Here is a 25,764-nt window from a genome sequence, read left to right as displayed (position 1 = left end):
TTTTATACTGCTCATTTTGAAACCAATAGCTGGACAATAGGCAATTCGCCGCTCGCTTGCAAGGCAACAAAGCGTCAACGGCATTTTATATCCTCTCGCGTTGGTACGTCCTGCACTATCATTTGTATCAGAACTATCAGCAATTTTTGTTGACGCTAAAGTCTAATGCTTTGTTATTTAAATATTCTATAAACAAGATATGCAATTTTATTCGCTTTGATGCAAAAATTGGTCCATGCCGTAAAATTACGTAAAATCGGATCGGAAATACCGAAAGATCTGTTATTTTTTACATTCTTTAATACTTTTATAATTATAAATACCTGCAGAGATGGAGAATTAGTTCAATGACACAAGTACATGAGGCGGTAAAAACCCGCCACAAGGAGACCTCTCTCGTCTTCCCGATTTTGGCGCTGGTAGTCCTGTTCTTCTGGGGGAGCAGTCAGTCACTACCAGTGGTCATCGGTATTAATGCGCTGGCCCTTATTGGTATATTAAGCAGCGCATTCAGCGTTGTCCGTCATGCGGATGTATTAGCGCATCGACTTGGCGAACCCTACGGGTCACTGATCCTCAGTCTGTCCGTCGTTATTCTCGAAGTCAGCTTAATCTCAGCATTAATGGCGACCGGTGATGCTGCACCTACGCTCATGCGCGACACGTTGTACTCAATCATTATGATCGTCACCGGCGGTCTGGTCGGTTTTTCATTACTGTTGGGTGGCCGTAAATTTGCTACTCAGTATATGAACCTGTTTGGTATTAAACAGTATTTAATTGCCCTGTTCCCACTGGCCATTATTGTACTGGTGTTCCCAATGGCTTTACCGGGAGCGAATTTCACTACCGCCCAGGCGCTGCTGGTAGCATTAATTTCTGCAGCGATGTACGGCGTATTTTTACTGATTCAAACCAAAACGCACCAAAGCCTGTTCATTTACGAGCATGAAGATGAAGGCGACGATGACGACCCGCATCACGGTAAGCCGTCAGCACACAGCAATATGTGGCACGCCGCCTGGCTTATCATTCATCTGATCGCCGTTATTGCCGTAACCAAGATGAACGCCAGCCCACTGGAGACCTTGCTGACTGAACTGAATGCCCCAGTGGCCTTTACCGGTTTCCTGGTTGCGTTACTCATCCTCTCTCCTGAAGGGCTGGGCGCGCTGAAAGCGGTTCTGAGCAATCAGGTACAGCGGGCGATGAATTTGTTCTTCGGTTCAGTATTAGCCACTATTTCACTGACCGTACCAGTGGTGACACTGATCGCATGGGCAACCGGGAATGATTTGGTGTTTGCGCTGGGCGCACCAGAGATGATCGTGATGGTTTCTTCACTGGTACTGTGCCATATCTCTTTCTCCACCGGACGCACCAATGTGCTTAACGGTGCGGCACATCTGGCGCTGTTTATCGCCTATCTGATGACGATATTTGCCTGATGAAAAAAGCCGGACACCAACACAACTTGTCGGGTCCGGCTTCTTATTTCCTTTTGTATACCTGATAAGCGCAAGCTCTATCAGGCACACAAAATGAATTAGTTCTCGGTATCCAGCTCGTCGAAGCTTTTCACCAGGTCATCAATCGCTTTAATCTGCGTCAGGAACTGTTCCAGTTTCGCCAGCGGCAGCGCGGATGGACCGTCGCATTTAGCATGGGCTGGATCCGGGTGCGCTTCAATGAACAGACCCGCCAGGCCTACCGCCATACCGGCGCGAGCCAGTTCGGTGACCTGTGCACGGCGACCGCCGCTTGCTGCGCCAAACGGGTCGCGGCACTGCAGCGCGTGGGTGACGTCAAAAATCACCGGAGAGTTACCGGAAACTTTCTTCATCACGCTAAAGCCCAGCATATCGACAACCAGGTTGTCATAACCAAAGTTCGCACCACGGTCGCACAGGATAACCTTGTCGTTACCGCCTTCATGGAATTTATCCACGATGTTGCCCATCTGACCCGGGCTTACGAATTGCGGTTTTTTCACGTTAATAACAGCGCCCGTTTTCGCCATCGCTTCTACCAGGTCGGTCTGACGAGCAAGGAATGCCGGCAGCTGAATCACATCCACCACATCGGCAACAGGCTGTGCCTGGCTGGCTTCATGAACGTCGGTGATCACTTTTACGCCAAACGTCTGCTTCAGTTCCTGGAAGATTTTCATCCCTTCTTCAAGACCTGGCCCACGGTAAGAGTGGATGGAAGAACGGTTGGCTTTATCAAAGGAGGCTTTGAACACGTAAGGGATACCCAGCTTTTGAGTAACGGTTACGTAGTGCTCACAAATGCGCATCGCCAGATCGCGGGATTCCAGCACGTTCATTCCGCCAAACAGCACGAACGGCAGGTCATTTGCCACGTTGATGTCGCCAATGCTAACCACTTTTTGTTTCATAGGATCGCCTTAAACGGTAGGTAAAGTGTTATTAATCAATGCAATACAATTTGCTTGTGCGAAATAGTATTAATCTGCGCACGGATCATTTCGCTGATCGGGTCTTCCGGACACTGCTCAACGAAATAACTTAAATCAGTCAGCGCAACATGTTCACATTCCAGCTGCGCGTAGATTAATCCGCGATCGCGTATTTCATACGGATCCTCAGGATTAAACTGCAGTAATGCTTCGCTGGCTCGCAGCGCCAGTTCCATTTGTCGCTCTTCCATTAGCGATGATTTCAGCGTGTCGAGCAGTTTGCGGATCACTTCCGCGTTATCCGCTTCGTCAAGATCCTCGTTGAACAGTTCAGCAACCGGGCTAATGTTACCCTTCAGCCACACTTCCAACGTGTGTTCATTTAACGTTTCGCCATTGAACGGATTGATTAGCCACATTTCACCATCGAGCGATTCAATACGCAGGATGAGTTGTGTCGGGAAAATCACCGGTACCAACGGCAGATCCAGTCGGTTAGCAATCCACAATAAGATGGCACCGAGTGAAACCGCACTGCCCTGACGATTTTTCAGAACCTGGTCGAGCCATAGTGCATCAGAAAGACGATAGACGCCGTGGGTGTCCGTAAAACCCCATTCGCCGTAAAAAAGTGCCAGCAGTTTATCCAGTTGCTCATCCTGAGACAGGAGCTGGCTAATTTCTTCTTGCGCCAGACCAACCAGACGTTCCAGTTCGTCATAGACAGTTTGTGTTGGAAAATCCAGACGGATAGACTCCGACGCCAGGATCATCCCATCACACAACGGCGCTTTATTAAATTCGAAATCAGCTAACGACCTCATGACTTACCCCAGTAACGGTATTTTTGTGGTGGCGAGTTTAATGATGATGTACAGCACCACCAGCGCCAGCGGAAATGCGATTAATCTCGCCTGCTGACTGCGCGCCCGACGGTAATCGAGCGCAATAAAACCCAAAACGATGTAAATGATAACCCCAAACAGCTTTTCAGTCAGCCATGTCCCCTGCTCGGTGAATGGCAGGATGTGCGTTTTAGCGATCAACGCCACGCCGCTGAGAAGTAAAACGGTATCAATGATCGGTGGCAGAATACGCGTCCAGCGCGATGATGCAAGGCGCGTATTGGTAGAACGCCACCAAAAACGCAACGTGAGTAGCCCGACAGAAAGCGCGATGCTAACGAGATGAATAGTAAGTAGTGTGCTGAACGAATTCATGATGGGATGCGCCCAAGCGTAATCCGCTCGTTGCCGCCATAGTCACGACAGGTTTCAACCGCCTGATAACCTGCGCGGGTAAACGCGTCGCGTACCGCCTCACCCTGCTGCCAGCCATGTTCCAGCAACAGATAACCGCCGGGCGTTAGCATGTGTCGAGACTGATCAATGATATGCACGATATCCGCCATACCCTGCTCGCCCGCTACCAGTGCCGATAGCGGCTCAAAACGTACATCGCCCTGCGCCAGGTGAGGATCCTGCTCGTCGATGTACGGCGGGTTACTGACGATCATCTCAAACTGCTGCCCCTGCAAAGCACTGAACCAGTCACTTTGCAACACATGCACATTGTCGATAGCCAGATTTTGTCGATTGCGGTTTGCCAGGTTTACGGCATCCGGCATGCGGTCAACTGCTGTCACCGTGCAATCCGGACGCTCAGACGCCAGCGCCAGCGCGATGGCGCCCGTACCGGTTCCCAAGTCGAGAATACGGCACGGCGAGGCAGGCAAACGCGCCAGTGCCTGTTCAACCAGGCACTCGGTATCCGGGCGTGGAATAAGCGTAGCCGGAGACACAAACAGCGGCAGCGACCAGAACTCGCGCACGCCGGTCAGATGTGCCACCGGCTCACCCCGCTGACGGCGTTCCAGTAATGTACCGAGCCGTTGATGCTGCGCCTCGGTTAACACCGTTTCGCCGAACGCCAGAATAAAGGTACGCCCTTTACCGGTGACAAACTCGAGTAAAATCTCGGCGTCACGGCGCGGGCTTTCACTGGTCTGTAGCTGGCTTATTGCTTCACGCAGCCATTGCTGATAGTCCATTAATCTTGCTCGGACAACGCCGCCAACTGGTCGGCCTGGTATTCCTGGACGATTGGCTCAATGAGCATATCCAGTTTACCTTCCATCGCTTCATCCAGACGGTAAAGTGTCAGGTTGATGCGGTGATCGGTCACACGCCCCTGCGGGAAGTTATAGGTACGGTTGCGATCGCTGCGATCGCCACTGCCCAACAGGTTGCGACGTTCAGAGGCTTCCGCCTGCTGACGCCTGGCCACTTCGGCGGCACGAATACGCGCGCCCAGCACTGACATCGCTTTCGCTTTGTTTTTATGCTGTGAACGTTCGTCCTGACACTCCACCACAATGCCGGTCGGCAAGTGGGTAATACGGATAGCGGAGTCGGTGGTGTTAACGTGCTGACCCCCAGCGCCGGATGAGCGGAAGGTATCAATACGCAGATCGGCTGGGTTGATATCCGGCAGTTCTGCTTCCGGCAGTTCCGGCATCACCGCGACCGTACAAGCGGAAGTATGGATACGCCCTTGAGATTCGGTCGCCGGTACGCGCTGTACGCGATGACCGCCGGACTCAAATTTCAGTCGCCCGTAAACGCCTTCGCCGCTAATCTTGGCAATGACTTCTTTAAACCCGCCATGTTCGCCTTCACTGGCGCTCATGATCTCTACCCGCCAGCGACGCGATTCAGCGTAACGGCTGTACATGCGGAACAGATCGCCGGCAAACAGCGCCGCTTCATCACCACCGGTTCCCGCACGCACTTCGAGGAAGGCGTTACGTTCATCATCAGGATCGGTTGGCAGCAGCAGAACCTGCAGATGCTGTTCCAGTTGTTCACATTTTTCTTTTGCTTCGCGCAGTTCATCCTGCGCCATTTCACGCATTTCAGGATCGTCGAGCATCATCTGTGCCGTTTCGATATCTTCCTGAACCTGTTGCCAGTCCGTAAAACAACGGGAAACATCACTTAATTGCGCATATTCGCGCGACAATGCACGAAAGCGTTCCTGGTCTGCAATAGTTCCCGCATCACCGAGCAGCGCCTGAACTTCTTCATGGCGTTCATGCAGGGCTTCCAGTTTGGCAACGATAGAAGGCTTCATAGGCGTAAATTCACCCTGTAAAAAATGAGATTGGTTTATTGCTACTCCAGCCCGAGGCTGTCGCGCAGAATATTCAGGCGTTCACTGTCCCCGTCACGGGCGGCCTGTTGAAGTGATTTGGTTGGTGCGTGGATCAGGCGGTTAGTCAGCTTCCACGCCAGGTCCTGCATAATGGCTTGCGCATCACCGCCCTGTTCCAGAGCAGCCAACGCTTTAGCGGTCAGTTCATCACGGATTTGTTCAGACTGACTGCGATAATCGCGGATGGTCTCGCTTGCGCTTTGTGCTCGCAGCCAGGCCATAAACTCGCTGGTTTCCTGCGCAACGATGGTTTCCGCTTCCACGGCGGCCGCTTTGCGCTGCGCCAGGTTATGCGAAATGATGCTTTGCAGGTCGTCAACACTGTACAAATAGGCGTTGGACAGTTTGCCCACTTCCGGTTCAACATCGCGTGGTACCGCAATATCGACCAGCAGCATAGGCTGATTACGGCGATTTTTTAGCGCACGTTCGACCATCCCCTTGCCAATAATAGGCAGTGGGCTGGCGGTAGAGCTGATAATAATATCGGCATCCTGTAAGCGGGCATCAATATCGCTCAGAGAAATCACCTCGGCGCCGACTTCATCGGCCAGCACCTGCGCACGCTCACGTGTGCGGTTAGCGATGATCATCTTCTTCACTTTATGCTCACGCAGATGTCGCGCCACCAGCTCGATGGTCTCGCCGGCACCTACTAACAACACGGTTACCGTGGAAAGGGATTCAAAGATCTGCCGCGCCAGGGTACAGGCAGCAAACGCGACGGACACCGCACTGGCGCCGATATCCGTTTCTGTGCGTACACGCTTCGCGACAGAGAATGATTTCTGGAACATACGTTCCAGCGCACTGGCGTTCAGATGGCCTTTTTGCGAGTCCGCAAACGCTTTTTTCACCTGCCCCAGAATTTGTGGCTCGCCAAGCACCAGCGAATCCAGACCGCTGGCGACACGCATCAGATGGCTGACGGCGTCGTTGTCCTGGTGCCAGTACAGGCTACTGCGCAGGTCTTCTTCGTTCAGATTGTGGTACTCACACAGCCAGCGAATCAGCGCTTCCTGCAGGTTATCCTGCTCTTCTACGCTGAGATACAGCTCTGTGCGGTTACACGTCGACAGCACTACCCCGCCCTGCACCATTGGCTGCGCAAGCAGGCTGTCCAGCGCCTGATCGAGCGTATCCGGCGAAAACGTTACGCGTTCTCGCAGCGATACAGGTGCCGTTTTATGGTTAATACCAAGCGCTAAAAGGGTCATGTGTGCGGGAATAGTACCAGCGTTGATAAGGTTAGACTGGGTGCATCATACAGGATGCGTGCAGCCAATAAAAGAGACTGCCCCCTTTTGGAGTAATAGCTTACGGTTTAAATTAAGATAACGTGACCGTAGACGATATTCACGGTCGGCGCTAGCATTAAGGGTTATAACTGCAACCGCTGGCATGATTTTGCCGGATGGCGAAAAACGCGTCTTTTCCGACCTGCGGATTCAGTTTGTAGGCCTGATAAGCGCCGCGCCATCAGGCAATTAATGCACCGTATTACAAGGATTTGTCATCATTATGACCCTGCCTGATTTTCGCCTGATTCGCCTGCTGCCGCTGGCGGCCCTGGTTCTTACTGCCTGTACGCTCAACGCGCCGAAAGGTCCCGGCAAAAGCCCCGACTCTCCGCAGTGGCGCCAGCACCAGCAGGAAGTGCGCGCCCTGAACCAATATCAGACACGCGGTGCGTTTGCCTATATTTCCGACCAGCAGAAAGTGTATGCCCGCTTTTTCTGGCAGCAAACTGGCCAGGATCGCTATCGCCTTCTGCTAACCAATCCGTTGGGCAGTACCGAACTGGAACTGAACGCGCAACCGGGCAACGTGGAACTCGTCGACAACAAAGGGAAGCACTACACCGCTGACGACGCCGAAGAGATGATTGGTAAACTGACCGGCATGCCTATTCCATTGAACAGCTTGCGCCAGTGGATCCTGGGTCTGCCGGGAGACGCCACCGATTATAAACTTGACGACCAATATCGTCTGAGCGAAGTGAATTACAGTAAAGATGGCAAAAGCTGGAAAGTCGTGTACAGCGCCTACGACAGCAAAACGCAGCCGGCGATGCCTGCAAATATGGAGCTGTCCGACGGCTCCCAGCGCATTAAGCTGAAAATGGATAACTGGATTGTGAAATGATGACCCGTTGGCCCTCTCCGGCAAAATTGAATTTATTTCTATACATCACCGGGCAGCGTGCGGACGGTTATCACACGCTGCAGACGTTGTTCCAGTTTCTGGATTACGGCGATACGATAGATATTGCGCTGCGCAGCGACGGTGAAATTCACCTGTTAACGCCCGTTGATGGGGTTGAGCATGAAGACAACCTGATCGTTCGCGCAGCGCGTTTGCTAATGACAACGGCGTCTGAAAGCAATCGTCTTCCCAAAGGGAGTGGCGCGGACATCAGTATCGACAAACGCCTGCCGATGGGCGGCGGCCTCGGTGGTGGCTCATCGAATGCCGCCACCGTTTTAGTGGCGCTGAATCATCTGTGGCAGTGTGGGTTGTCTGTAGATGAACTGGCAATACTGGGCTTAACGCTGGGCGCCGACGTACCGGTATTCGTACGCGGTCACGCAGCCTTTGCTGAAGGCGTAGGAGAAATTCTGACGCCGGTCAATCCAGCAGAAAAATGGTACCTGGTCGCCCATCCGGGAGTCAGTATTCCAACGCCGGTGATTTTTAACGATCCTGACCTCCCCCGTAACACGCCAAAAAGGTCAATAGAAACGTTACTAAAATGTGAATTCGGCAATGATTGCGAGGTTATCGCAAGAAAACGTTTTCGCGAGGTTGATGCGGCGCTTTCCTGGCTGTTAGAATACGCGCCGTCGCGCCTGACTGGTACAGGGGCTTGTGTCTTTGCTGAATTTGACACTGAGTCTCGTGCTCGCCAGGTGCTTGAGCAAGCCCCGGATTGGCTCAAAGGCTTTGTGGCGAAAGGTGTCAACCTCTCCCCATTGCACAGAGCGCTACTCTAAATCATTTGGGTTTCAGGAAGATGGCGAGATGACGAATCGCCAGACACATACAAAAGTATGTGACTGGTGTGAGAAATTGATGCCAGCACATGAAACGTGTCTGATGACGAGTAAGCCGGGCAAGCTGAGTTGCGGTGACAACGTCACCCTGTTCCAGACGTTGCATCGCGCTCTTTAATACACCGCCTGGAGAGGATACTGCCTGGCCCGCACAGTTTTCGGCAGATTCTTTCCACCAATGGACGCATGCCTGAGGTTCTTCTCGTGCCTGATATGAAGCTTTTTGCTGGTAACGCCACCCCGGAACTAGCACAACGTATTGCCAACCGCCTGTACACTTCACTCGGCGACGCCGCTGTAGGTCGCTTTAGCGACGGCGAAGTCAGCGTACAAATTAATGAAAATGTACGCGGTGGTGATATTTTCATCATCCAGTCCACTTGTGCCCCTACTAACGACAACCTGATGGAATTGGTCGTTATGGTTGATGCGCTGCGCCGTGCTTCCGCAGGCCGTATCACCGCCGTTATCCCTTACTTCGGCTATGCACGTCAGGATCGTCGCGTACGTTCTGCTCGTGTTCCGATTACCGCTAAAGTCGTCGCGGACTTCCTGTCCAGCGTTGGCGTTGACCGCGTCCTCACCGTTGACCTGCATGCTGAACAGATCCAGGGCTTCTTTGATGTGCCGGTTGATAACGTATTCGGTAGCCCGATTCTGTTAGAAGACATGCTGCAGTTGAATCTGGACAACCCGATTGTGGTTTCTCCAGACATCGGTGGCGTCGTGCGTGCCCGCGCTATCGCTAAACTGCTGAACGATACCGATATGGCTATCATCGATAAACGTCGCCCGCGTGCGAACGTTTCTCAGGTGATGCACATCATTGGTGACGTTGCGGGCCGTGACTGCGTGCTGGTTGATGACATGATCGATACCGGCGGTACGCTGTGTAAAGCAGCTGAAGCGCTGAAAGAGCGTGGTGCTAAACGCGTATTTGCTTATGCAACTCACCCGATCTTCTCAGGTAATGCGGCAAACAACCTGCGCAACTCAGTAATTGATGAAGTCGTTGTCTGTGACACCATTCCACTGACCGACGAAATCAAAGCACTGCCAAACGTGCGTACGTTGACTCTGTCGGGTATGCTGGCCGAAGCGATTCGTCGTATCAGCAACGAAGAATCCATCTCTGCTATGTTCGAGCATTAATCGAACCCGGCTCAAAAACCCGCTGCGGCGGGTTTTTTTATCTGTAATATTTATTTGTATGACTTTTGCCTCCTTCACCTGCCATTCAATTGACAGATGATGCGCCCATGGATGAAACATTATTGTGAACAGATTATTTTCCTCACATGTGATGCCTTTCCGCGCCCTCATCGACGCTTGTTGGAAAGAAAAATATACCGTTTCTCGCTTTACCCGCGACCTGATCGCCGGGATAACGGTTGGGATAATTGCCATTCCGCTGGCGATGGCGCTGGCAATCGGTAGTGGCGTTGCACCACAGTACGGCCTGTACACCTCTGCCGTGGCTGGAATTGTTATCGCCCTCACCGGGGGCTCACGCTTTAGCGTATCAGGCCCAACTGCCGCCTTCGTGGTGATTTTGTATCCGGTGTCGCAACAGTTTGGACTGGCAGGTCTGCTGGTCGCCACGCTAATGTCCGGGATATTCCTGATCCTTTTCGGCCTCGCTCGATTTGGCCGCCTGATCGAATACATTCCGGTGTCCGTTACGTTAGGTTTTACCTCGGGTATTGGTATCACCATCGGTACCATGCAGATTAAAGATTTTCTTGGCCTGCAGATGGCTCATGTCCCTGAGCACTACCTGCAGAAGGTCGGCGCGCTGTTTATGGCCTTGCCGACCATCAACGTGGGGGATGCCGCGATTGGCGTGGTGACGCTGGGGATCCTGATTTTCTGGCCGCGTCTGGGGATCCGCCTGCCCGGTCACCTCCCGGCTCTGCTGGCTGGCTGCGCGGTGATGGGTATCGTGAACCTGACGGGTGGCCATGTAGCGACCATCGGGTCTCAGTTCCATTACATTCTGGCCGATGGCTCGCAGGGTAACGGTATCCCACAGCTGCTGCCGCAGTTGGTACTGCCATGGGATATGCCAGGGTCCAACTTTACGCTGAGCTGGAGTTCATTACAGGCACTGTTACCCGCAGCTTTTTCGATGGCAATGCTCGGGGCAATCGAATCTCTGCTGTGCGCTGTCGTCCTCGATGGGATGACCGGCACCAAGCATAAGGCCAATAGCGAATTGATTGGTCAGGGTCTGGGCAACATCGTCGCACCGTTCTTTGGCGGTATCACTGCCACGGCGGCAATTGCCCGTTCTGCGGCTAACGTTCGTGCCGGCGCAACGTCGCCAATTTCTGCGGTCATTCACGCGATTCTGGTGATCCTCGCCCTGCTGGTGCTTGCGCCGCTGCTTTCCTGGTTACCGCTGTCGGCGATGGCTGCCCTGCTGCTGATGGTGGCATGGAACATGAGTGAAGCGCATAAAGTTGTGGATCTCCTGCGCCACGCGCCAAAAGACGACATCATCGTTATGCTGATGTGTATGTCTTTGACGGTGCTGTTCGATATGGTTATCGCCATCAGCGTCGGTATCGTTCTCGCTTCGCTGCTGTTTATGCGCCGTATTGCACGCATGACGCGTCTGGCACCGGTCAACGTAGACGTACCAAACGATGTACTGGTACTACGCGTTATTGGCCCGCTTTTCTTTGCCGCAGCAGAGGGACTCTTTACCGATCTCGAATCTCGCCTTGAAGGCAAACGCATTGTGGTGCTGAAGTGGGACGCCGTCCCGGTACTGGATGCCGGTGGTCTGGACGCCTTCCAGCGTTTTGTTAAACGCCTGCCGGAAGGTTGTGAGTTGCGTATCAGTAATCTGGAATTCCAGCCGCTACGCACCATGGCACGCGCGGGTATCCAACCCATCCCCGGCCGTCTGGCGTTCTTCCCGAACCGAGATGCCGCGCTGGCAGATATTTAATCATACGATGTTACCGGCTTGCGCAGGCTTGCCGGTAACACTTCTCTTCTGTAAACGCGTCTGAGTTGCTATTATCCAGTTCCCCTGGTTCTGATGATATCTGCAACGATGAACGCTGATACTACATTTATATTCCGTGAAATAACTGAGGCTGATATTTCGTCCGTTCAGTCGTTTATTATCCACCATTTAAATCTCTATTTTAACGCTAACCGACCAGCACCTGAACCGCATGCAGATGTATTAAATCTGCGCTCACACTACCTCCATCAACCGCGAAATCTGTTGCTCGGCGCATGGAATAACCGACAGCAACTTATCGCTACGCTGGCGGTCTGCCAGTACGATGACCGAATACCTGCACTGCGCGGACGCTATCAATTATCCTCAACCGCGGAAATTTGTCGCTGCTACGTCTCACAGGAATATCGTCGGCAAGGCATAGGCAGCCAACTTGTCCTGCTGGCGGAACAATTTTGCGACCGACAACAATATAAAATACGCTATCTGCACACCCACCACTTTTTACCTGGTGGCTATCAATTTTGGTTGCGAAATCACTTTACCGTCTTTTTTGATGAAGGTGGCGAACAGCAAATCGTACACATGGAAAAATATCAATAAAAATGTGACGCCGCGCAAATAATTAAATATCACAGTAAATTTCGTTATTAAGCGTGGTCAGCTCGGCAAAGAAAACATTAATTGATCAACATCAAACAATTCTCATTTAGTTTATCGGTATTTGTGTTTTTCACATAATTAATGTCATAAACACCAAAGCAACGAATTGATTTTATTGAATTTAAAAATAAAAGCGGTATCAACCCTACTTATTCAAGCGGTTGACGGGGCTATTCGATACCGATAAAGTCCCCACCGACAGTATTTCAGAATCTATTTATCATTTTGAAACGGAATATGGTGCGGATTATTTTAATCTTATGCCATAGCTGCCCCCGCAACTGTAAGCGGAAACTGAATATCACTGTGTCGTGGATTATCCACGACAGGTCACTGTAAAGAACGCCTTTATGGGAAGGCCGATATTCAGATTGCCGCGAGCCAGGAGACCTGCTGTCAAGGTTGTATACATTGAGTGGACGGGATGGTCCATGGGGTGATTTATTTGACGAATGAATAATATAATTTCTGAACAAATTGGCAACAATATGTTTTATTTTCATATTATCTTGCCCGCAGTTCACGATTAGATGTCATCTATCGTCATGTGCCTGTCCCGAATTTATGGAACGAAATGAACCATGACCAGACGTTCAGATTCTGGCATGAACGGGACAACGCTAATGCACGCAAAAATAACTTCTGCTTATTGCAAACTTTCACTTCTGGCACTGACTGGCGCAGCACTCTTCCTGACCAGCAATATGGCTTCTGCGGCAAAAACAGAATATCCATTAACGATCAAAAACTGTGGTAGGGATATTACGTTTAATCATGCGCCAAAACGCGTGACTACCGTTGGACAAAACAGTACTGAAATCCTCTATTCCCTGGGTCTGGCCGATCGTGTTGTTGGAACATCACTGTGGTTTGGCCCGGTACCTGAACAGTACAAAGCAGCGAATGACAAGATTGCAGTCATTGCGCAAAACATCCCGAGTTTCGAAGGGATTATTGCGAAAAAACCGGATCTGGTGGCCAGTCAGTTTGAATGGCAGATTGGCCCTGCGGGCACAGTTGCCTCTTACGAACAATTTAGCGAATTACACGTTCCGGTTTATACCGCCCCAGCCGATTGTGCCAAAGACAACGAAGACGGCGGCGACGGCGTGCGTAAGAGCATGTTTGATATCGCCATGGTCTATCAGGAAATTGCCGACCTGGCGAAAATTTTTGATGTACAGGACAAAGGCGATGAACTGATTGCCAGCCTGAAAGCACGTGAAGCCGCTGCGAAAGCTAAGATTGCCGGCATGGACAACCACGTATCTGCCGTCTTTTGGTTCTCCAGCGCCGACCTGCAGCTTGACCCCTATGTCGCCGGGAAATTTGGCCCCGCGGCGTGGATAGCGCAATCTCTTGGGGTGAAAAATGTCATTGATTCCGCCGAGGAGTGGCCAACAGTAGGTTGGGAAACCATTGCCAAAGCCAATCCATCGGTCATCGTCCTCGGCGAGATGGGCCGTCGCCGCTTCCCGGCCGATGACTGGAAAGTCAAAATGGAATACCTCACGTCCGATCCTGTTACCCGGCTGATCCCGGCAGTGAAAGAAAACCACCTGCCGGTGATCGACGTGCAAACCATGAACGCGGGTATCAGAACCATTGACGGACTGGAAAAACTCGCCGATGCGCTGGTGCAATATGGTCTGGCGCACCCTCAGACGACTCACTAACTCTCGTCGCGCGTTATGCCTTATACGGGCATAGCGCCCTTTCGTATTCCGGGAAGTCGTAAACAATGAGCGAATTACGCAGGACGCGTCATGCCATGAGCCAGCTTGCAGGCAGGACGCTGTTCCACGCGCTGTGGGTCAGCATGGTGATGTGCGGCGTCCTTCTGGCGGGCATTTCAATCGGTGAGACGGTTATCCCGTGGCAGCATGTCAGCCATACGCTGGCAAACCGCTTGTTTGATACACAGTATGCGGTGGATGCGCTTGATGCCGGGATTATCTGGAACTACCGCCTGACCCGCGCGCTGGTTTCCGCCTGTTGCGGAGCCTGTCTGGCGGTTTCAGGCGTGGTTCTCCAGTCGCTGCTGCGCAATGCGCTAGCCGAACCTTACCTGCTGGGTATTTCTGCCGGAGCCTCAACGGGCGCGGTGCTCATCGCCCTGACCGGACTTGGCGCAGGGATCATTTCCATGTCGCTTGGCGCGTTTATTGGCGCGCTGACGGCATTTCTGTTTGTCGCGCTATTGGCGATGGCGGCAAGGGGCAAAAGCGGCTCGGCCACCACGCAAATCATTCTCGCCGGGATTGCCAGTTCGCAGCTGTTCAATGCCATTACCTCGCTCATCATTACGCGCTCAGCCAATGCCGAACAGGCTCGGGGCATCATGTTCTGGCTGCTGGGCAATCTCAGCGGGGTACGCTGGCCGGATGTCGTGCTGGCCATCCCTACTGCGCTGATTGGCATCGTCGTTTGCTTTTGCTACGCCCGCCATCTGGATGCTTTCTCGTTTGGCGCGGAATCGGCGGCATCGTTGGGCATTCCCGTTAAACGCACCCGTGGCGTACTGATTGCCGCCGTAACAGGGATGACGGCCATAATGGTATCAATCGTCGGCGCCATTGGCTTTGTCGGACTGGTCATCCCCCATGCTGCGCGGTTACTGGTGGGAAATCAGCACCATCGCCTATTGCCCGTCAGCGCTCTTATTGGTGCCATTTTCCTTATCGTCGCGGATGTTATTTCACGCACCTTACTTCCAGGACAGGTCTTGCCGATCGGCGTGATTACCGCACTGGTCGGCGCACCTGCATTTGCCATCATTTTGATACGAGGGAATCCGGGGAAATGACCGCTAATCCTGTGGTAAACGCCCAGCATCTGTACTGGGAGGTCAAAGGCAAAGCCATCGTCAATGATGTCTCTTTTCAGGTCTCGCGCGGCGAGTTTGTCGGCATTATCGGCCCCAATGGTTCCGGGAAAACGTCGCTGATTTCGCTCCTGGCGGGTTTACTGAAACCGTCTTCCGGGCACGTTACGTTAAACCATCAGGATATTCGACGCTATTCACGCCGCCATCTGGCGCAAAAGGTGGCACTGGTTGAACAACAGGCTGAAACCAGTGAGCGTCTTACCGCCATTCAGGCGGTTTCGCTTGGTCGCACGCCATGGCTGAGCCTGCTGTCGCCGTGGTCGAGGAAAGACGACGATATTGTGCAGACGATGCTGGAGAAAGTCGCTCTACAAAACATGCAGCATCGCTGCTGGCATACCTTCTCCGGCGGAGAGCGTCAACGTCTGCACATCGCCAGAGCGCTGGCACAACAGCCGCAGGTACTGCTGATGGATGAGCCGACAAACCATCTTGATATCCAGCATCAGATTGGCCTGCTCAATCTGGTTAAACGTGAAAAACTCACCGTCATCGCCGCCCTACACGACCTGAATCATGCGGCGATGTTCTGCGATCGCATCATGGTGATGAAAGCCGGACAGCTGGCGATGCAGGGGCGTCCTGCCGCCATTTTTACCCGTGAAAATCTTAATAGCTGGTTTGGGATCGACGCGATTGTCGAACACGCCCCCGACGAAGAGAACTGTTTTATCCGTTACCAACGCCCCGCGTAAACACCGAAAGGAACCGCAATGAAATGTGTTAAGCAAAGTTTGCAAATCTTATGCCTGTTAGCCTTCACCTCGACGGCTTTTGCACAAACCTACGAAGTGCTGATGAAAAACCGCGGTACAGGCGGCCCGATGGTTTATGAGCCGGACTATCTGGCGATCCAGCCAGGTGATAGCGTGAAGTTTATCCGCAAACATAAGAGCCACAATGCCGCGTCGATTGCCGAACTCTCTCCCGCCGGATACCCCGGCTTTATCGGCAAAATCGATGAAGAGATTGAAGTGAAATACGACAACGCAGGTTTCTACGGCATCAAATGTTCACCGCACTACGCGCAGGGCATGATCATGCTGATTAAAGTCGGCGACGCCGTTTTACCCGACAGCTACCGCGCGTTCAAAGCCCCTGGTCTTGCCGATAAGCGTTTTCAGGAAATTTATACCCGCATCGATAAACAGTAACGCCGTCACAAAGGGAGAATAATGGTGGTGGACAAAAAAACGCTTAGCGAAACAATCCAAACTCAGCGACGCGATTGCCTGTGCAAGCTGACGAAATTTGTCGGCGCAGCGGGCGTGACCGCCGCCGTCTGGCCACTCATTTCCGCGCTGGGTCCGGATGATAAAACGGTGGCGGAAAATGAACCTGTTGATGTCTCCCTCGCAGGCGTAACAGCAGGCCAGACGGTGAAGCGTATCTGGCAGGGAAAACTGATCCTGATTCGCCACCGCACGGCGGAGGAGATTGCCGCGGCGCGGCAAGCTGATCTGCGTCTACTGGCCGATCCGCAGGCGGATAGCGAGCGGGTGGCAGCGGCACATCCACAGTGGCTGGTAGTACAAGGTTACTGCCCCCACGCGGGTTGTGTACCCAATGCCAACCCCAACGGACAGGGCTGGGTCTGCCCGTGTCATGGTTCCGAGTTTGACACCTCCGGGCGCGTAACACGAGGCCCGGCCACGGCGAATCTGGCCATCCCTGACTTTAGCGTGTCGGCTGACGGCCTGAGTCTGCGTATTGGTACGAAGGATGCCTGAGATGAAATCCGCTTATCCGTCCTCCCCCTGGTATCACCTGCAGTTTCGTCTTCCTGTCCCCCGCTCAGTCGCTGGCGTGTGGATCTTTGCTATTGGTCTCATATTGCTGGTCATGCTCGGCGTGCAAATGCTCTCCGGTATCGTGCTGGCTATGTTCTATGTGCCTACAGCGGGATCCGCTTTTGACTCTATTGTTCATATTCTGCGCGCAGTCAGACACGGTGAGCTGGTGCGCAATCTGCATGCTATTGGCGCGTCGCTTTTTTTCTTCGCCTGTTATCTGCATATTTTCCGGGCAATGTATTACAACGTCTACCGCAAACCCTATCTGAAGATGTGGGCAATCAGCGTGACGCTGTATGTGCTGTTGATGATCACCGCGTTTCTCGGCTATAGCCTGATTTGGGGGCAAAAAAGCTACTGGGCCGCTACGGTCATCACCAGTTTCGCCCGGTCGATACCATTTATTGGCGATACGCTATATACCTTTTTGGTCGGTGGCTATATGCCCGGCACGCCGACATTAGGCCGTTTTTATGTCCTTCACTTTATCATCCCCTTCGCCATTGTCGCGGTTACGATATGGCACATCCGTACCGTCCAGTCGGCTTTTGCCCACGCGCGGAAGAAAACATTTTCGCCCAAAGAGTCTCAGCGTGTGTTGTTCGATTTTCGCATCACCGAAAACGATGCAATCAAACTCACCCTCTTTTTAATGCTGTTCGCCTGGTTTCTGTTTTTCGCGCCGCACTATATCAGCAGCGCCGATAACTTTATTCCGGCAGACCCGACACTCACACCGGCTATCGTCGCGCCTGAATGGTATTTCCTGCCATTCTTCTCCATTCTGCGCTGCTTCCCCAATGAACTGGCAGGCATCACTGCGATGTGCGCTGCGGTACTGATTTTCTATTTTCTCCCGTGGCTGGATACGTCACACGCACGGTTTCGTAATAACAGTCGGCTGGTTAAAGCCTTTTTTTGGCTGTGGGTCGCCAATGCGCTCTTTCTGGGTTGGTTGGGCTCAAAAGCATTGGTCGGGCCGGACTTAATTGATGGTTTTAGCGATGACGATGGCTGGACACGCGCGGCGTCTCAGCTTTCAACCGTTATTTATTTTGCATGGTTTCTGCTTGTGCTGCCGTGCCGACGTTTACTGGAACGACAGGACTGACATCATGGCGCGATTTTTACCCACTGCAACTCTGGCTCTTTTATTGAGCAACGCGATTTGCGCACAGCTACCCACCGCGCAGACATGGTCGTTTAGCGGCGTGAACGGTAAACACGATAGCGAACAACTGCGACGCGGGCTGCAGGTCTATGAAGAGAAATGCCGGGCCTGCCACGGTATGAAATATCTCACTTTCAAAACGTTAACTAAAGCTGGAGGGCCGCAACTCAGTGAGGCGGAGGCCAAAACACTGGCCAGCGGCTACGTCTTCGCGACAATTGAAGACGACGGTCAACCCGGCGAACGGGAAGGCAAGCTGAACGATGTTTTCGCGTCACCTTATCTGAATGACCATGAAGCAAAATACCTTAATAATGGCGCGCTGCCGGTTGACCTGAGTTATATCGTTCGAGCGCGAACCTACGACCGTGGGTTTCCGCGATTTTTACTGGATGCGTTCACCCCCTACACCGAGCAAGGCGCTGATTATGTTTATGCGCTGCTGACCGGGTATGCAACCGATGACCCGGAGATGAAAACCAACCGTTTTTTCCCTGGCGGGATGATTAATATGCCCAAACCGCTGGCTGACAATGACATCACCTGGGCTATGCAAACGCATGCTCCCCAAACGGAAGAACAGTACGCACGAGATGTCACCGCGTTTCTGGCATGGGCCGCTGACCCACAGCTTGAGAGCAGAAAACATCAGGGAGCGGTCGTTATGGGATATCTGGCGAGTATGTTGGCGCTATTAGCACTGTTACAGCGCATGCGATCCCGCTCGCGCAGCAACGAGAAAAACTAACGACCAGTCAGCGTAACGCTGGCTGGTCTGCAGGTTATGTCAGCACTTAGCTGTGGCGTTGGCTATCATTACGACGGCAGCGTTTGTCGTAATGGCGAACCCACCAGTAGCGGTCACTGATTTGTTCATGTCCGCCGACGCGGGCACCCGCCAGCCAGAGGACGCCACCAACAAAAATACTGAGCACGGCACCATGTGCAAAAAACTGTGGCAGATTAAATTGCGGTAACTGGTTTAAAATAGAGTAACCAACACCACCAACCATCACCACCAACCCTAAAGCCATGAGCACGTTACCGAGTAACGAAGCGTTTTTGCGTTTCATGTGTCACCTCCGGAACTTTGGGTTGTTACAGGGAATACCCCTAATCCTTATGTGTAAAGTATAGACAACACTGCCATTCGCAAGTGCGCCTGTGATCACAAATACAAACACCAACGCAACAAAACTTTACAAATAAGCTACTGAACACCCTCAATTTCCAATAGTCCACTTCTGCAATTATTCAGTATTCGGTGCGACCCACGCAGTTTTTTGTCAAGCGCGTCGGCAAACAGTAAACTACACGCCGGTTATAGACACACTCAGGACAAATTACGTGGCGATTAAATTGATTGTCGGCCTGGCGAATCCCGGCGCAGAGTATGCGGCAACGCGACATAATGCAGGCGCGTGGTACGTCGATTTACTGGCAGAGAGACTCCGTGCCCCCCTGCGCGATGAGCCGAAATTCTTCGGTTACACCTCCAGAGTCACGCTTGAAGGTGAAGATGTCCGCCTGCTGGTACCGACCACATTTATGAATCTGAGCGGCAAAGCCGTTGGCGCAATGGCCAGCTTTTATCGCATTAACCCTGATGAAATTCTGGTCGCCCACGATGAATTAGATCTGCCGCCCGGCGTCGCCAAATTTAAGCTCGGCGGCGGTCATGGCGGACATAACGGCCTGAAAGACATCATCAGCAAGTTAGGCAATAACCCTAACTTTCATCGTTTACGCGTTGGAATCGGCCATCCGGGCGATAAAAATAAAGTTGTCGGTTTTGTTTTAGGCAAACCGCCTGTTTCAGAACAGAAGTTAATTGATGAAGCCATTGACGAAGCGGCACGTTGTACCGAGATTTTATTCAAAGATGGACTCACCAAAGCAACGAGCCGGTTACACACCTTTAAAGCGCAATAAGCAGCGATGTGCGGCATTTTTCTCGCGTGCTGTGTATAATAGGCAAAGTTATTTACATTTCTACAATCTGTTTTCCATAACAGGTTGAATATCAAAAGATTAAGGTGATTTAAACATGGGATTCAAATGCGGTATCGTCGGTTTGCCAAACGTAGGCAAATCCACCCTGTTCAACGCGCTCACAAAAGCGGGTATTGAAGCGGCAAACTTCCCGTTCTGTACTATCGAGCCGAACACGGGTGTTGTCCCGATGCCCGATCCTCGTCTGGATCAACTGGCCGAAATCGTCAAACCGCAGCGTATCCTGCCCACCACAATGGAATTTGTGGATATCGCGGGTCTGGTAAAAGGCGCATCCAAAGGTGAAGGCCTGGGTAACCAGTTCCTGACCAACATTCGTGAAACCGAAGCTATCGGTCACGTTGTTCGCTGCTTCGAAAACGACAACATTATCCACGTGAACAATAAAGTTGATCCGGCTGACGATATCGACGTTATCAACACCGAACTGGCACTGTCCGATCTCGACACCTGCGAGCGCGCTATCCACCGTGTACAGAAGAAAGCCAAAGGCGGTGATAAAGACGCTAAAGCTGAACTGGCTGCACTGGAAAAATGCCTGCCGCAGTTGGAAAACGCCGGTATGCTGCGAGCGCTGAAAAACCTGACTGATGAAGACAAAGCAGCCATCAAATACCTGAGCTTCCTGACGCTGAAGCCAACCATGTATATCGCCAACGTGAACGAAGACGGTTTTGAGAATAACCCGTACCTCGACAAAGTGCGCGAAATCGCGGCTGCCGAGGGTTCTGTTGTGGTTGCCGTTTGCGCTGCCGTTGAAGCTGACATCGCAGAACTCGATGATGCTGACCGTGAAGAATTCATGGCTGAACTGGGTCTGGAAGAGCCGGGCCTGAACCGCGTTATCCGCGCAGGCTACGAACTGCTGAACCTGCAGACCTACTTCACCGCGGGTGTGAAAGAAGTCCGTGCATGGACCATCCCTGTCGGCGCAACGGCCCCGCAGGCAGCCGGTAAGATCCACACCGACTTCGAGAAAGGCTTCATCCGCGCACAAACCATCGCGTTTGAAGACTTCATCACCTATAAAGGTGAGCAAGGCGCGAAAGAAGCCGGCAAGATGCGTGCAGAAGGTAAAGATTACATCGTTAAAGATGGCGATGTGATGAACTTCCTGTTCAACGTTTAAGTTGCTTCTGCTGTCTGATCAGGCTTTCCGGAGCTTTGTCAGATCAATGAACGCGAAAAAAATCCACGCAGCTGCGTGGATTTTTGTTTTCATAGCGACCGTGTCAGCACCTTAGAAACGCAGCTAAAATTGAGCACGCTGGTAAGTGCAATTGTAAGCACACCTGTTTTAGTTCCACGCATTTTTTGAAATTTCCGGTTTTTCAGCCATCAGCCGGTACTCTTCCGGCGTCAGGTTGTTCAGGGATTCATGAGGCCGCTCGTTGTTATAGCGTTCTGCCAGCTCAGTCAGCGCATGGATCACTGGTTCTTCACGTCCGGTATTGGGCTGATAAAAATACACCGTCCTGCTCAACGATAACGTCCTGCAGGCCTGGCGTAAACTCATGGCAAATTGTGCCGTCAGATAGCTGACGAGCTCACGCTTTATCGCTGGTTTTAAAGCTTTTTTTCGATGACGTCTTTTAACGTGAGATTTTCCAGACTCAGGTCGGCAAACATTTGTTTCAAACATCGATTCTCATCCTCAAGGTCTTTGAATTTTTTAATATCGGCCGCTTCCATCCCGCCATACTTTGCCTTCCAGTTGTAATAGCTGGCCTCCGAAATAGCGACCTCACGGCATACTTTTGAGTAGCATAAAAAAGAAACGACATACTCACCCGTTGGTATTATTTTTTTGTCGACGACATCACCTTTTCTCTAAGTAAAATTCATGAGATCAACTGGCGTACGTCTAATACTTATTCTAGGGTTAACTCATGTCTTCTTGTGTCACATTATTGTTTTTTTAAAGCAAAAAATGTGGTTATTTGAAAAAGGTGAAGGATATGGCTCTAGTCTTCGACAAACGCTTAATTCTTTTTTGCGGCGCCTTTTCCATTATTCCGGCGGCAAACGCAGCGTCTACAAGCGGGACATTTCAGGTACTGATGACGATACAAAAAGCGTGTACCGTCACTGCGGGGTCGGCTTCAAATATTACTCTCGGTCCCGTGAATACCACTGCGACAAATACCAGCGCAAGCAACACAATTTCAATTAATTGCTCAAAAACCACCCCCTACTTTATTGGCCTGGCACCTTCAGCGGCCAACGGCGGGACACCCACGGGGTCCGGAGCCATGTCCTCTGTCGCAAATGCAGCAAACAATACCGATAAAGTGCCTTACCAGCTGAACCAAACATCAGCAACAGGACCGGTCTGGGGGAATACGGCCACCGCCACCACGGTAGGAAATGGTGTTGCATCCCAGGGAACTGGGCTTCTACAGAGTTTTACCGTATATGCCACCGCGCCAAGCGCGAACTTCACACCTGACGACTATGCCGACACCGTAACGGTAAACGTTAACTACTAAATTCAGGAACACAGATGACAGTAAAACTGCCTGTACAGCAGTATGCCTGCGCATGCCTGTTAGGAGCGGCTATGAGCGTAAATTCGGCGACAGCCAGCGGATTGCAGGTTGCCCCAGTTACATTAACGCTGCAAGCGTCGCAAAATGCCGATGGGATCTGGCTAAGCAATGCCGGAGAAAACGTGCTGAATGCCCAGGTTCGGGTCTTTCGCTGGAGCCAAAGCGCTTATGGCGATAAGCTGTCTCCCTCTCAGGGGCTGGTTATCAGCCCGCCGATGCTGGCGTTAGCCCCTGGTGAACGCCAGTTGATTCGTGTTATTCGCACCGGCCCGCCATCGACACATACCGAAGATGCCTATCGGTTATCAATTGACGAATTACCGCCAGCAAAATTACAAAAAAATAAACTTCAGTTTGTGCTGCATTATTCCGTACCTGTATTTATTCAACCAACGGCGCAGGCTGAAACCCAGGCCAAATTGCAATGGAAATTACAGCAACTTGACGGCAAAAAATTTCTTGAAGTCAGTAATCAGGGAAATGGTCATGCGCAATTATCAGCGGCAACCTTTATAAACCATAATGGTGCGAAAAAGGTCATTACGCCGGGACTATTAGGCTATGTTCTCCCGGGCTCAACAATGCGGTGGATATTATCCACGTCCGCCAGCGATACCCATTATGGCGGTAAAGTTGAAGTAACAGTTAATGGCCAAAAAACAGTACAAGATCTCTAAGAGATCCTGGCTTCTGGTGAAATGTTGCTTACTCAATGGAGCATTATTATCTGGAATGGTTTCAGCTCACGCAGTCAATAATAACCAGACAAACAGTGGAATTATTGGCGACGCAACACCTCTTGCGGGCATCGATTTATATCTCGACGTGACCCTGAATGGAAACCCTGTCGGCTTGGTTCATTTTGGCTATGAGAATGAAAAACTCTATGCTGGCGCCAATACCCTACGACAGTTGGGTTTTCGCTTACCGCAAAATGCGGCTGCCACCGTCAGCCTGAACGATATTGCCCAACTGAGCATTGACTACAACGTCGAACAACAAACTCTGGCGCTCACTGTGCCGCTCAGTTCCCTTGATCTTGCCACCACGCAGGTGAACCCGACCGGCGAAGCGACACCAATAGCATCAAACTCACGTGGGGCGTTACTCAATTACGATGTCTATGCTCAGCAGGGAGATGAAACCAGCGCCAACACATTTAGCGAGTTGCGCGCGTTTAATGGCTTAGGGGTGTTAAGCACAACCCAACTGACTCAATATTCCACCGCGCCCAACGCAGATAATGCCTTCTACCGCATGGACACCCGCTGGCGCACGTCATTTCCGGAAAATATGTTGGCGATAAACGTTGGCGATACCCTGACAAGCTCGCTCACCTGGTCCCGACCGACCCGCATTGGCGGCATCCAGATAGGAACCGATTTTAGTTTACAGCCGTACATGCCAACCACCCCGCTTCCCTCCTATCTTGGTTCTGCCACGCTTCCTTCAAACGTTGAGTTGTACGTCAATGGGATTAAGTACTACAACGGGGAGGTTCCGGCCGGAAGTTTTCAAATCAACACCATGCCTAATATCAGCGGCGCAGGGACCGGTCAGGTGATGATGACCGACGCGCTGGGCAGAACGACAGTACAAAATTTCTCGTTCTACAACGATCAGCAACTCCTGCGAGAAGGGCTAACAGCCTGGTCAGCGGAATTAGGCGCAGTAAGAGAGAATTACGGTTACGCCTCATTTGATTATGCCAGTGCCCCTGTGTTTAGCGGGACCTGGCGTCGGGGATTCAGTAACACCTTTACTGCAGGTACGCACGCGGAAACCAGTGATGGGCTGATTAACGCAGGTTTTAGCAATGACTGGGTTCCCAGCCCGCGCAGCGGCACAGTGTCCACCGCATTGGCAGCCAGTACGGACTCAGGGAAAAGTGGATTTTTGTACAGTGTTGGTTACCGTTGGTCAGGTGAACAGTTTAATTTCAGCACCAGCACAACGGCGACGTCAGGTGACTACCGTGATGTCGCGACCCATTATGGTGAGCCGCCGCCCTCGCTGAGCAGCAATACGGTAATAGGTTATGCAATGGCGTCAGCCGGCAATGTCAGCCTGAGTTACCTGCAGTTTCGCTATCCGCACGATAGCGCGGTACGCTACGCCAACGCCAGTTGGTTCAAATCCGTCACCGAAAACATCTCACTCAATGCCGGATTTAACCAGAATATTGACGACACCCGCGATCGCAGCGTTTACCTGATGGTGACGGTCACCACCAGCGGTAATCTGAGCGCCAGCAGTACCGTACAACATACCAATAATGAAACCGGCTACCAGATCAATGCCAGCCAAACGCCACCGGGTGACGGCGGCTGGGGATGGAACGTCGCTGCCAGCCAGCAAGCCTCCCGGCAAAGCGGCCAGGGAGAAGTCGGGTATTTGGGCCGTTTCGGAAAAGCCTACACCGGATTTAGCCGCCTGCCCGACAACCACTACGGTTATGCTGGTGCGACCGGTTCCCTGGTTGCGATGGGGGGAGGTTTGTTCGCGGCTCGGGAAATCAACAATGGTTTTGCCGTCGTATCAACAGACGGCATTCCGGACGTGCCAGTCAAGCTGCAAAACAACCTTGTCGGTCGCAGCGACGATCAGGGTCTGCTGCTGGTCACGTCACTCAATAGCTATCAAAACAATCAAATCAGTATTGACCCCATGGATCTACCCGCCAATATGCGGATCGCCCGCGTTGAAGCCAATGCAACGCCGGCGGATCGCTCCGGAACCCTGGTCAGTTTTGGTATCACTCCCGTACGCGCCGCGCAGGTTACTCTCGTTAATGAACAGGGTAAGGCCATTTCTGAGGGCAGCATGGCATATATCACTAACGGCGCAGGCCAGTCATCCGTCGTCGGATTCGATGGAATGGCCTGGTTTGACAGCCTGGAACAGCACAACAGGTTACGCGTTGACACAGATACCGGTAGCTGTAACGCACAATTCGATTATCCCGCCAATGCAAAGGGGATTGTACAAATAGGCCCGCTGGAATGTCGGTCACAATAGCAGGA

At 52.1% G+C, this 25,764-nt stretch carries 26 protein-coding genes, 2 pseudogenes and 1 riboswitch; of the genes and pseudogenes, 18 read left to right on the top strand and 10 right to left on the bottom strand.

Annotation, left to right across the window (positions count from 1 at the left end):
- The first annotated feature begins 347 nt into the window (after positions 1-347).
- Positions 348-1,448, top strand: a complete 1,101-nt coding sequence (gene chaA, locus SK32_RS04190) for a sodium-potassium/proton antiporter ChaA (RefSeq protein ID WP_003020769.1) — start codon at positions 348-350, stop codon at positions 1,446-1,448.
- 98 nt (positions 1,449-1,546) lie between these two features.
- On the opposite strand, the gene kdsA is transcribed toward chaA, so the two are convergent.
- Genes kdsA through hemA form a run of 6 tightly spaced genes read right to left on the bottom strand, consistent with a single transcriptional unit; the run spans position 1,547 to position 6,852 of the window.
- Positions 1,547-2,401, bottom strand: a complete 855-nt coding sequence (gene kdsA, locus SK32_RS04185) for a 3-deoxy-8-phosphooctulonate synthase (RefSeq protein WP_048211463.1) — start codon at positions 2,399-2,401, stop codon at positions 1,547-1,549.
- A gap of 35 nt (positions 2,402-2,436) precedes the next feature.
- Complete coding sequence (sirB1, locus tag SK32_RS04180) at positions 2,437-3,246, bottom strand: invasion regulator SirB1 (RefSeq protein WP_048211462.1); 810 nt, start codon at positions 3,244-3,246, stop codon at positions 2,437-2,439.
- A 3-nt stretch (positions 3,247-3,249) separates the two neighbouring features.
- On the bottom strand, positions 3,250-3,642 hold the full coding sequence (sirB2, locus tag SK32_RS04175) for an invasion regulator SirB2 (RefSeq protein WP_040233231.1): 393 nt from the start codon (positions 3,640-3,642) through the stop codon (positions 3,250-3,252).
- Complete coding sequence (gene prmC / locus SK32_RS04170) at positions 3,639-4,472, bottom strand: peptide chain release factor N(5)-glutamine methyltransferase (RefSeq protein WP_048211461.1); 834 nt, start codon at positions 4,470-4,472, stop codon at positions 3,639-3,641. Before prmC ends, sirB2 begins: the two co-directional genes overlap by 4 nt.
- Positions 4,472-5,554 carry a peptide chain release factor 1 gene (prfA, locus tag SK32_RS04165; RefSeq protein ID WP_048211460.1) on the bottom strand — a complete coding sequence of 361 codons (1,083 nt, stop codon included), beginning with the start codon at positions 5,552-5,554 and terminating at the stop codon, positions 4,472-4,474. Before prfA ends, prmC begins: the two co-directional genes overlap by 1 nt.
- A 41-nt stretch (positions 5,555-5,595) precedes the next feature.
- Positions 5,596-6,852, bottom strand: a complete 1,257-nt coding sequence (hemA, locus tag SK32_RS04160; protein WP_040233235.1) for a glutamyl-tRNA reductase — start codon at positions 6,850-6,852, stop codon at positions 5,596-5,598.
- 304 nt (positions 6,853-7,156) lie between these two features.
- Between hemA and lolB the strand changes: the two genes are divergently transcribed.
- Together lolB and ispE are read left to right on the top strand one after the other, a co-directional pair.
- On the top strand, positions 7,157-7,780 hold the full coding sequence (gene lolB, locus SK32_RS04155) for a lipoprotein insertase outer membrane protein LolB (protein WP_048211459.1): 624 nt from the start codon (positions 7,157-7,159) through the stop codon (positions 7,778-7,780).
- The gene (gene ispE / locus SK32_RS04150; RefSeq protein WP_048211458.1) at positions 7,777-8,628 is read left to right on the top strand and encodes a 4-(cytidine 5'-diphospho)-2-C-methyl-D-erythritol kinase; all 852 of its coding nucleotides are present in this window, start codon (positions 7,777-7,779) and stop codon (positions 8,626-8,628) included. Before lolB ends, ispE begins: the two co-directional genes overlap by 4 nt.
- Before the next feature lies 1 nt (position 8,629).
- Here the strand turns inward: ispE and SK32_RS26370 are convergent, their stop codons facing one another.
- Positions 8,630-8,794: a hypothetical protein gene (locus tag SK32_RS26370; protein ID WP_156182747.1), complete on the bottom strand. Its 165-nt coding sequence runs from the start codon at positions 8,792-8,794 to the stop codon at positions 8,630-8,632.
- Positions 8,795-8,892: 98 nt separating this feature from the next.
- On the opposite strand from SK32_RS26370, the gene prs reads away from it, so the two are divergent.
- From prs to SK32_RS04100, 10 genes are all read left to right on the top strand, one after another.
- Positions 8,893-9,840 carry a ribose-phosphate diphosphokinase gene (gene prs, locus SK32_RS04145; RefSeq protein WP_001518537.1) on the top strand — a complete coding sequence of 316 codons (948 nt, stop codon included), beginning with the start codon at positions 8,893-8,895 and terminating at the stop codon, positions 9,838-9,840.
- A 124-nt stretch (positions 9,841-9,964) separates the two neighbouring features.
- Complete coding sequence (gene dauA, locus SK32_RS04140; protein WP_075551372.1) at positions 9,965-11,644, top strand: C4-dicarboxylic acid transporter DauA; 1,680 nt, start codon at positions 9,965-9,967, stop codon at positions 11,642-11,644.
- Positions 11,645-11,752: 108 nt separating this feature from the next.
- Entirely contained in the window at positions 11,753-12,268 is a 516-nt protein-coding gene (locus tag SK32_RS04135) for a GNAT family N-acetyltransferase (RefSeq protein ID WP_048211456.1), read from the top strand.
- Between the two features lie 242 nt (positions 12,269-12,510).
- A riboswitch (cobalamin riboswitch) is annotated at positions 12,511-12,740 on the top strand.
- Between the two features lie 211 nt (positions 12,741-12,951).
- The gene (locus tag SK32_RS04130) at positions 12,952-14,004 is read left to right on the top strand and encodes an ABC transporter substrate-binding protein (protein WP_048212574.1); all 1,053 of its coding nucleotides are present in this window, start codon (positions 12,952-12,954) and stop codon (positions 14,002-14,004) included.
- A 65-nt stretch (positions 14,005-14,069) separates the two neighbouring features.
- Positions 14,070-15,134 carry a FecCD family ABC transporter permease gene (locus SK32_RS04125; protein ID WP_048211455.1) on the top strand — a complete coding sequence of 355 codons (1,065 nt, stop codon included), beginning with the start codon at positions 14,070-14,072 and terminating at the stop codon, positions 15,132-15,134.
- Positions 15,131-15,910 (top strand): ABC transporter ATP-binding protein, encoded by a 780-nt coding sequence (locus SK32_RS04120; RefSeq protein WP_048211454.1) that lies wholly within the window; start codon positions 15,131-15,133, stop codon positions 15,908-15,910. Before SK32_RS04125 ends, SK32_RS04120 begins: the two co-directional genes overlap by 4 nt.
- 18 nt (positions 15,911-15,928) lie before the next feature.
- Entirely contained in the window at positions 15,929-16,369 is a 441-nt protein-coding gene (locus SK32_RS04115; protein ID WP_048211453.1) for a pseudoazurin, read from the top strand.
- Positions 16,370-16,390: 21 nt separating this feature from the next.
- Complete coding sequence (petA, locus tag SK32_RS04110; protein ID WP_048211452.1) at positions 16,391-16,945, top strand: ubiquinol-cytochrome c reductase iron-sulfur subunit; 555 nt, start codon at positions 16,391-16,393, stop codon at positions 16,943-16,945.
- 1 nt (position 16,946) lies between these two features.
- The gene (locus SK32_RS04105; protein WP_048211451.1) at positions 16,947-18,119 is read left to right on the top strand and encodes a cytochrome b; all 1,173 of its coding nucleotides are present in this window, start codon (positions 16,947-16,949) and stop codon (positions 18,117-18,119) included.
- A 4-nt stretch (positions 18,120-18,123) separates the two neighbouring features.
- The gene (locus tag SK32_RS04100; RefSeq protein WP_048211450.1) at positions 18,124-18,927 is read left to right on the top strand and encodes a cytochrome c1; all 804 of its coding nucleotides are present in this window, start codon (positions 18,124-18,126) and stop codon (positions 18,925-18,927) included.
- Between the two features lie 46 nt (positions 18,928-18,973).
- Here the strand turns inward: SK32_RS04100 and ychH are convergent, their stop codons facing one another.
- On the bottom strand, positions 18,974-19,252 hold the full coding sequence (gene ychH, locus SK32_RS04095) for a stress-induced protein YchH (RefSeq protein ID WP_048211449.1): 279 nt from the start codon (positions 19,250-19,252) through the stop codon (positions 18,974-18,976).
- 274 nt (positions 19,253-19,526) lie between these two features.
- Here ychH and pth point away from each other — a divergent pair, with 274 nt between their 5' ends.
- Positions 19,527-20,111, top strand: coding sequence for an aminoacyl-tRNA hydrolase (gene pth / locus SK32_RS04090; protein ID WP_003020814.1), 585 nt, complete (start codon positions 19,527-19,529; stop codon positions 20,109-20,111).
- Between the two features lie 115 nt (positions 20,112-20,226).
- The gene (ychF, locus tag SK32_RS04085) at positions 20,227-21,321 is read left to right on the top strand and encodes a redox-regulated ATPase YchF (protein WP_048211448.1); all 1,095 of its coding nucleotides are present in this window, start codon (positions 20,227-20,229) and stop codon (positions 21,319-21,321) included.
- Between the two features lie 168 nt (positions 21,322-21,489).
- Here the strand turns inward: ychF and SK32_RS26215 are convergent.
- Positions 21,490-21,591 (bottom strand): annotated as a pseudogene (locus tag SK32_RS26215) (integrase); the annotation flags it as partial.
- Positions 21,589-21,950 (bottom strand): annotated as a pseudogene (locus tag SK32_RS25650) (transposase); the annotation flags it as partial. The pseudogenes SK32_RS25650 and SK32_RS26215, both read right to left, overlap by 3 nt.
- Positions 21,951-22,150: 200 nt before the next feature.
- On the opposite strand from SK32_RS25650, the gene SK32_RS04075 reads away from it, so the two are divergent.
- The 3 genes from SK32_RS04075 to SK32_RS04065 are packed head-to-tail and all read left to right on the top strand — an operon-like array spanning position 22,151 to position 25,759.
- On the top strand, positions 22,151-22,681 hold the full coding sequence (locus tag SK32_RS04075) for a Csu type fimbrial protein (RefSeq protein WP_048211446.1): 531 nt from the start codon (positions 22,151-22,153) through the stop codon (positions 22,679-22,681).
- 14 nt (positions 22,682-22,695) lie between these two features.
- Positions 22,696-23,418 carry a fimbrial biogenesis chaperone gene (locus SK32_RS04070; RefSeq protein ID WP_048211445.1) on the top strand — a complete coding sequence of 241 codons (723 nt, stop codon included), beginning with the start codon at positions 22,696-22,698 and terminating at the stop codon, positions 23,416-23,418.
- Positions 23,419-23,473: 55 nt separating this feature from the next.
- Positions 23,474-25,759, top strand: a complete 2,286-nt coding sequence (locus tag SK32_RS04065; protein WP_048211444.1) for a fimbria/pilus outer membrane usher protein — start codon at positions 23,474-23,476, stop codon at positions 25,757-25,759.
- Positions 25,760-25,764 lie beyond the last annotated feature (5 nt).

Source organism: Citrobacter sp. MGH100 (genome assembly GCF_001034465.1).
GTDB classification, from domain to species: domain Bacteria; phylum Pseudomonadota; class Gammaproteobacteria; order Enterobacterales; family Enterobacteriaceae; genus Citrobacter; species Citrobacter youngae.
The sequence above is the reverse complement of the archived record's forward strand: the minus strand, read 5'-3'. Positions and strand labels throughout refer to the sequence as shown.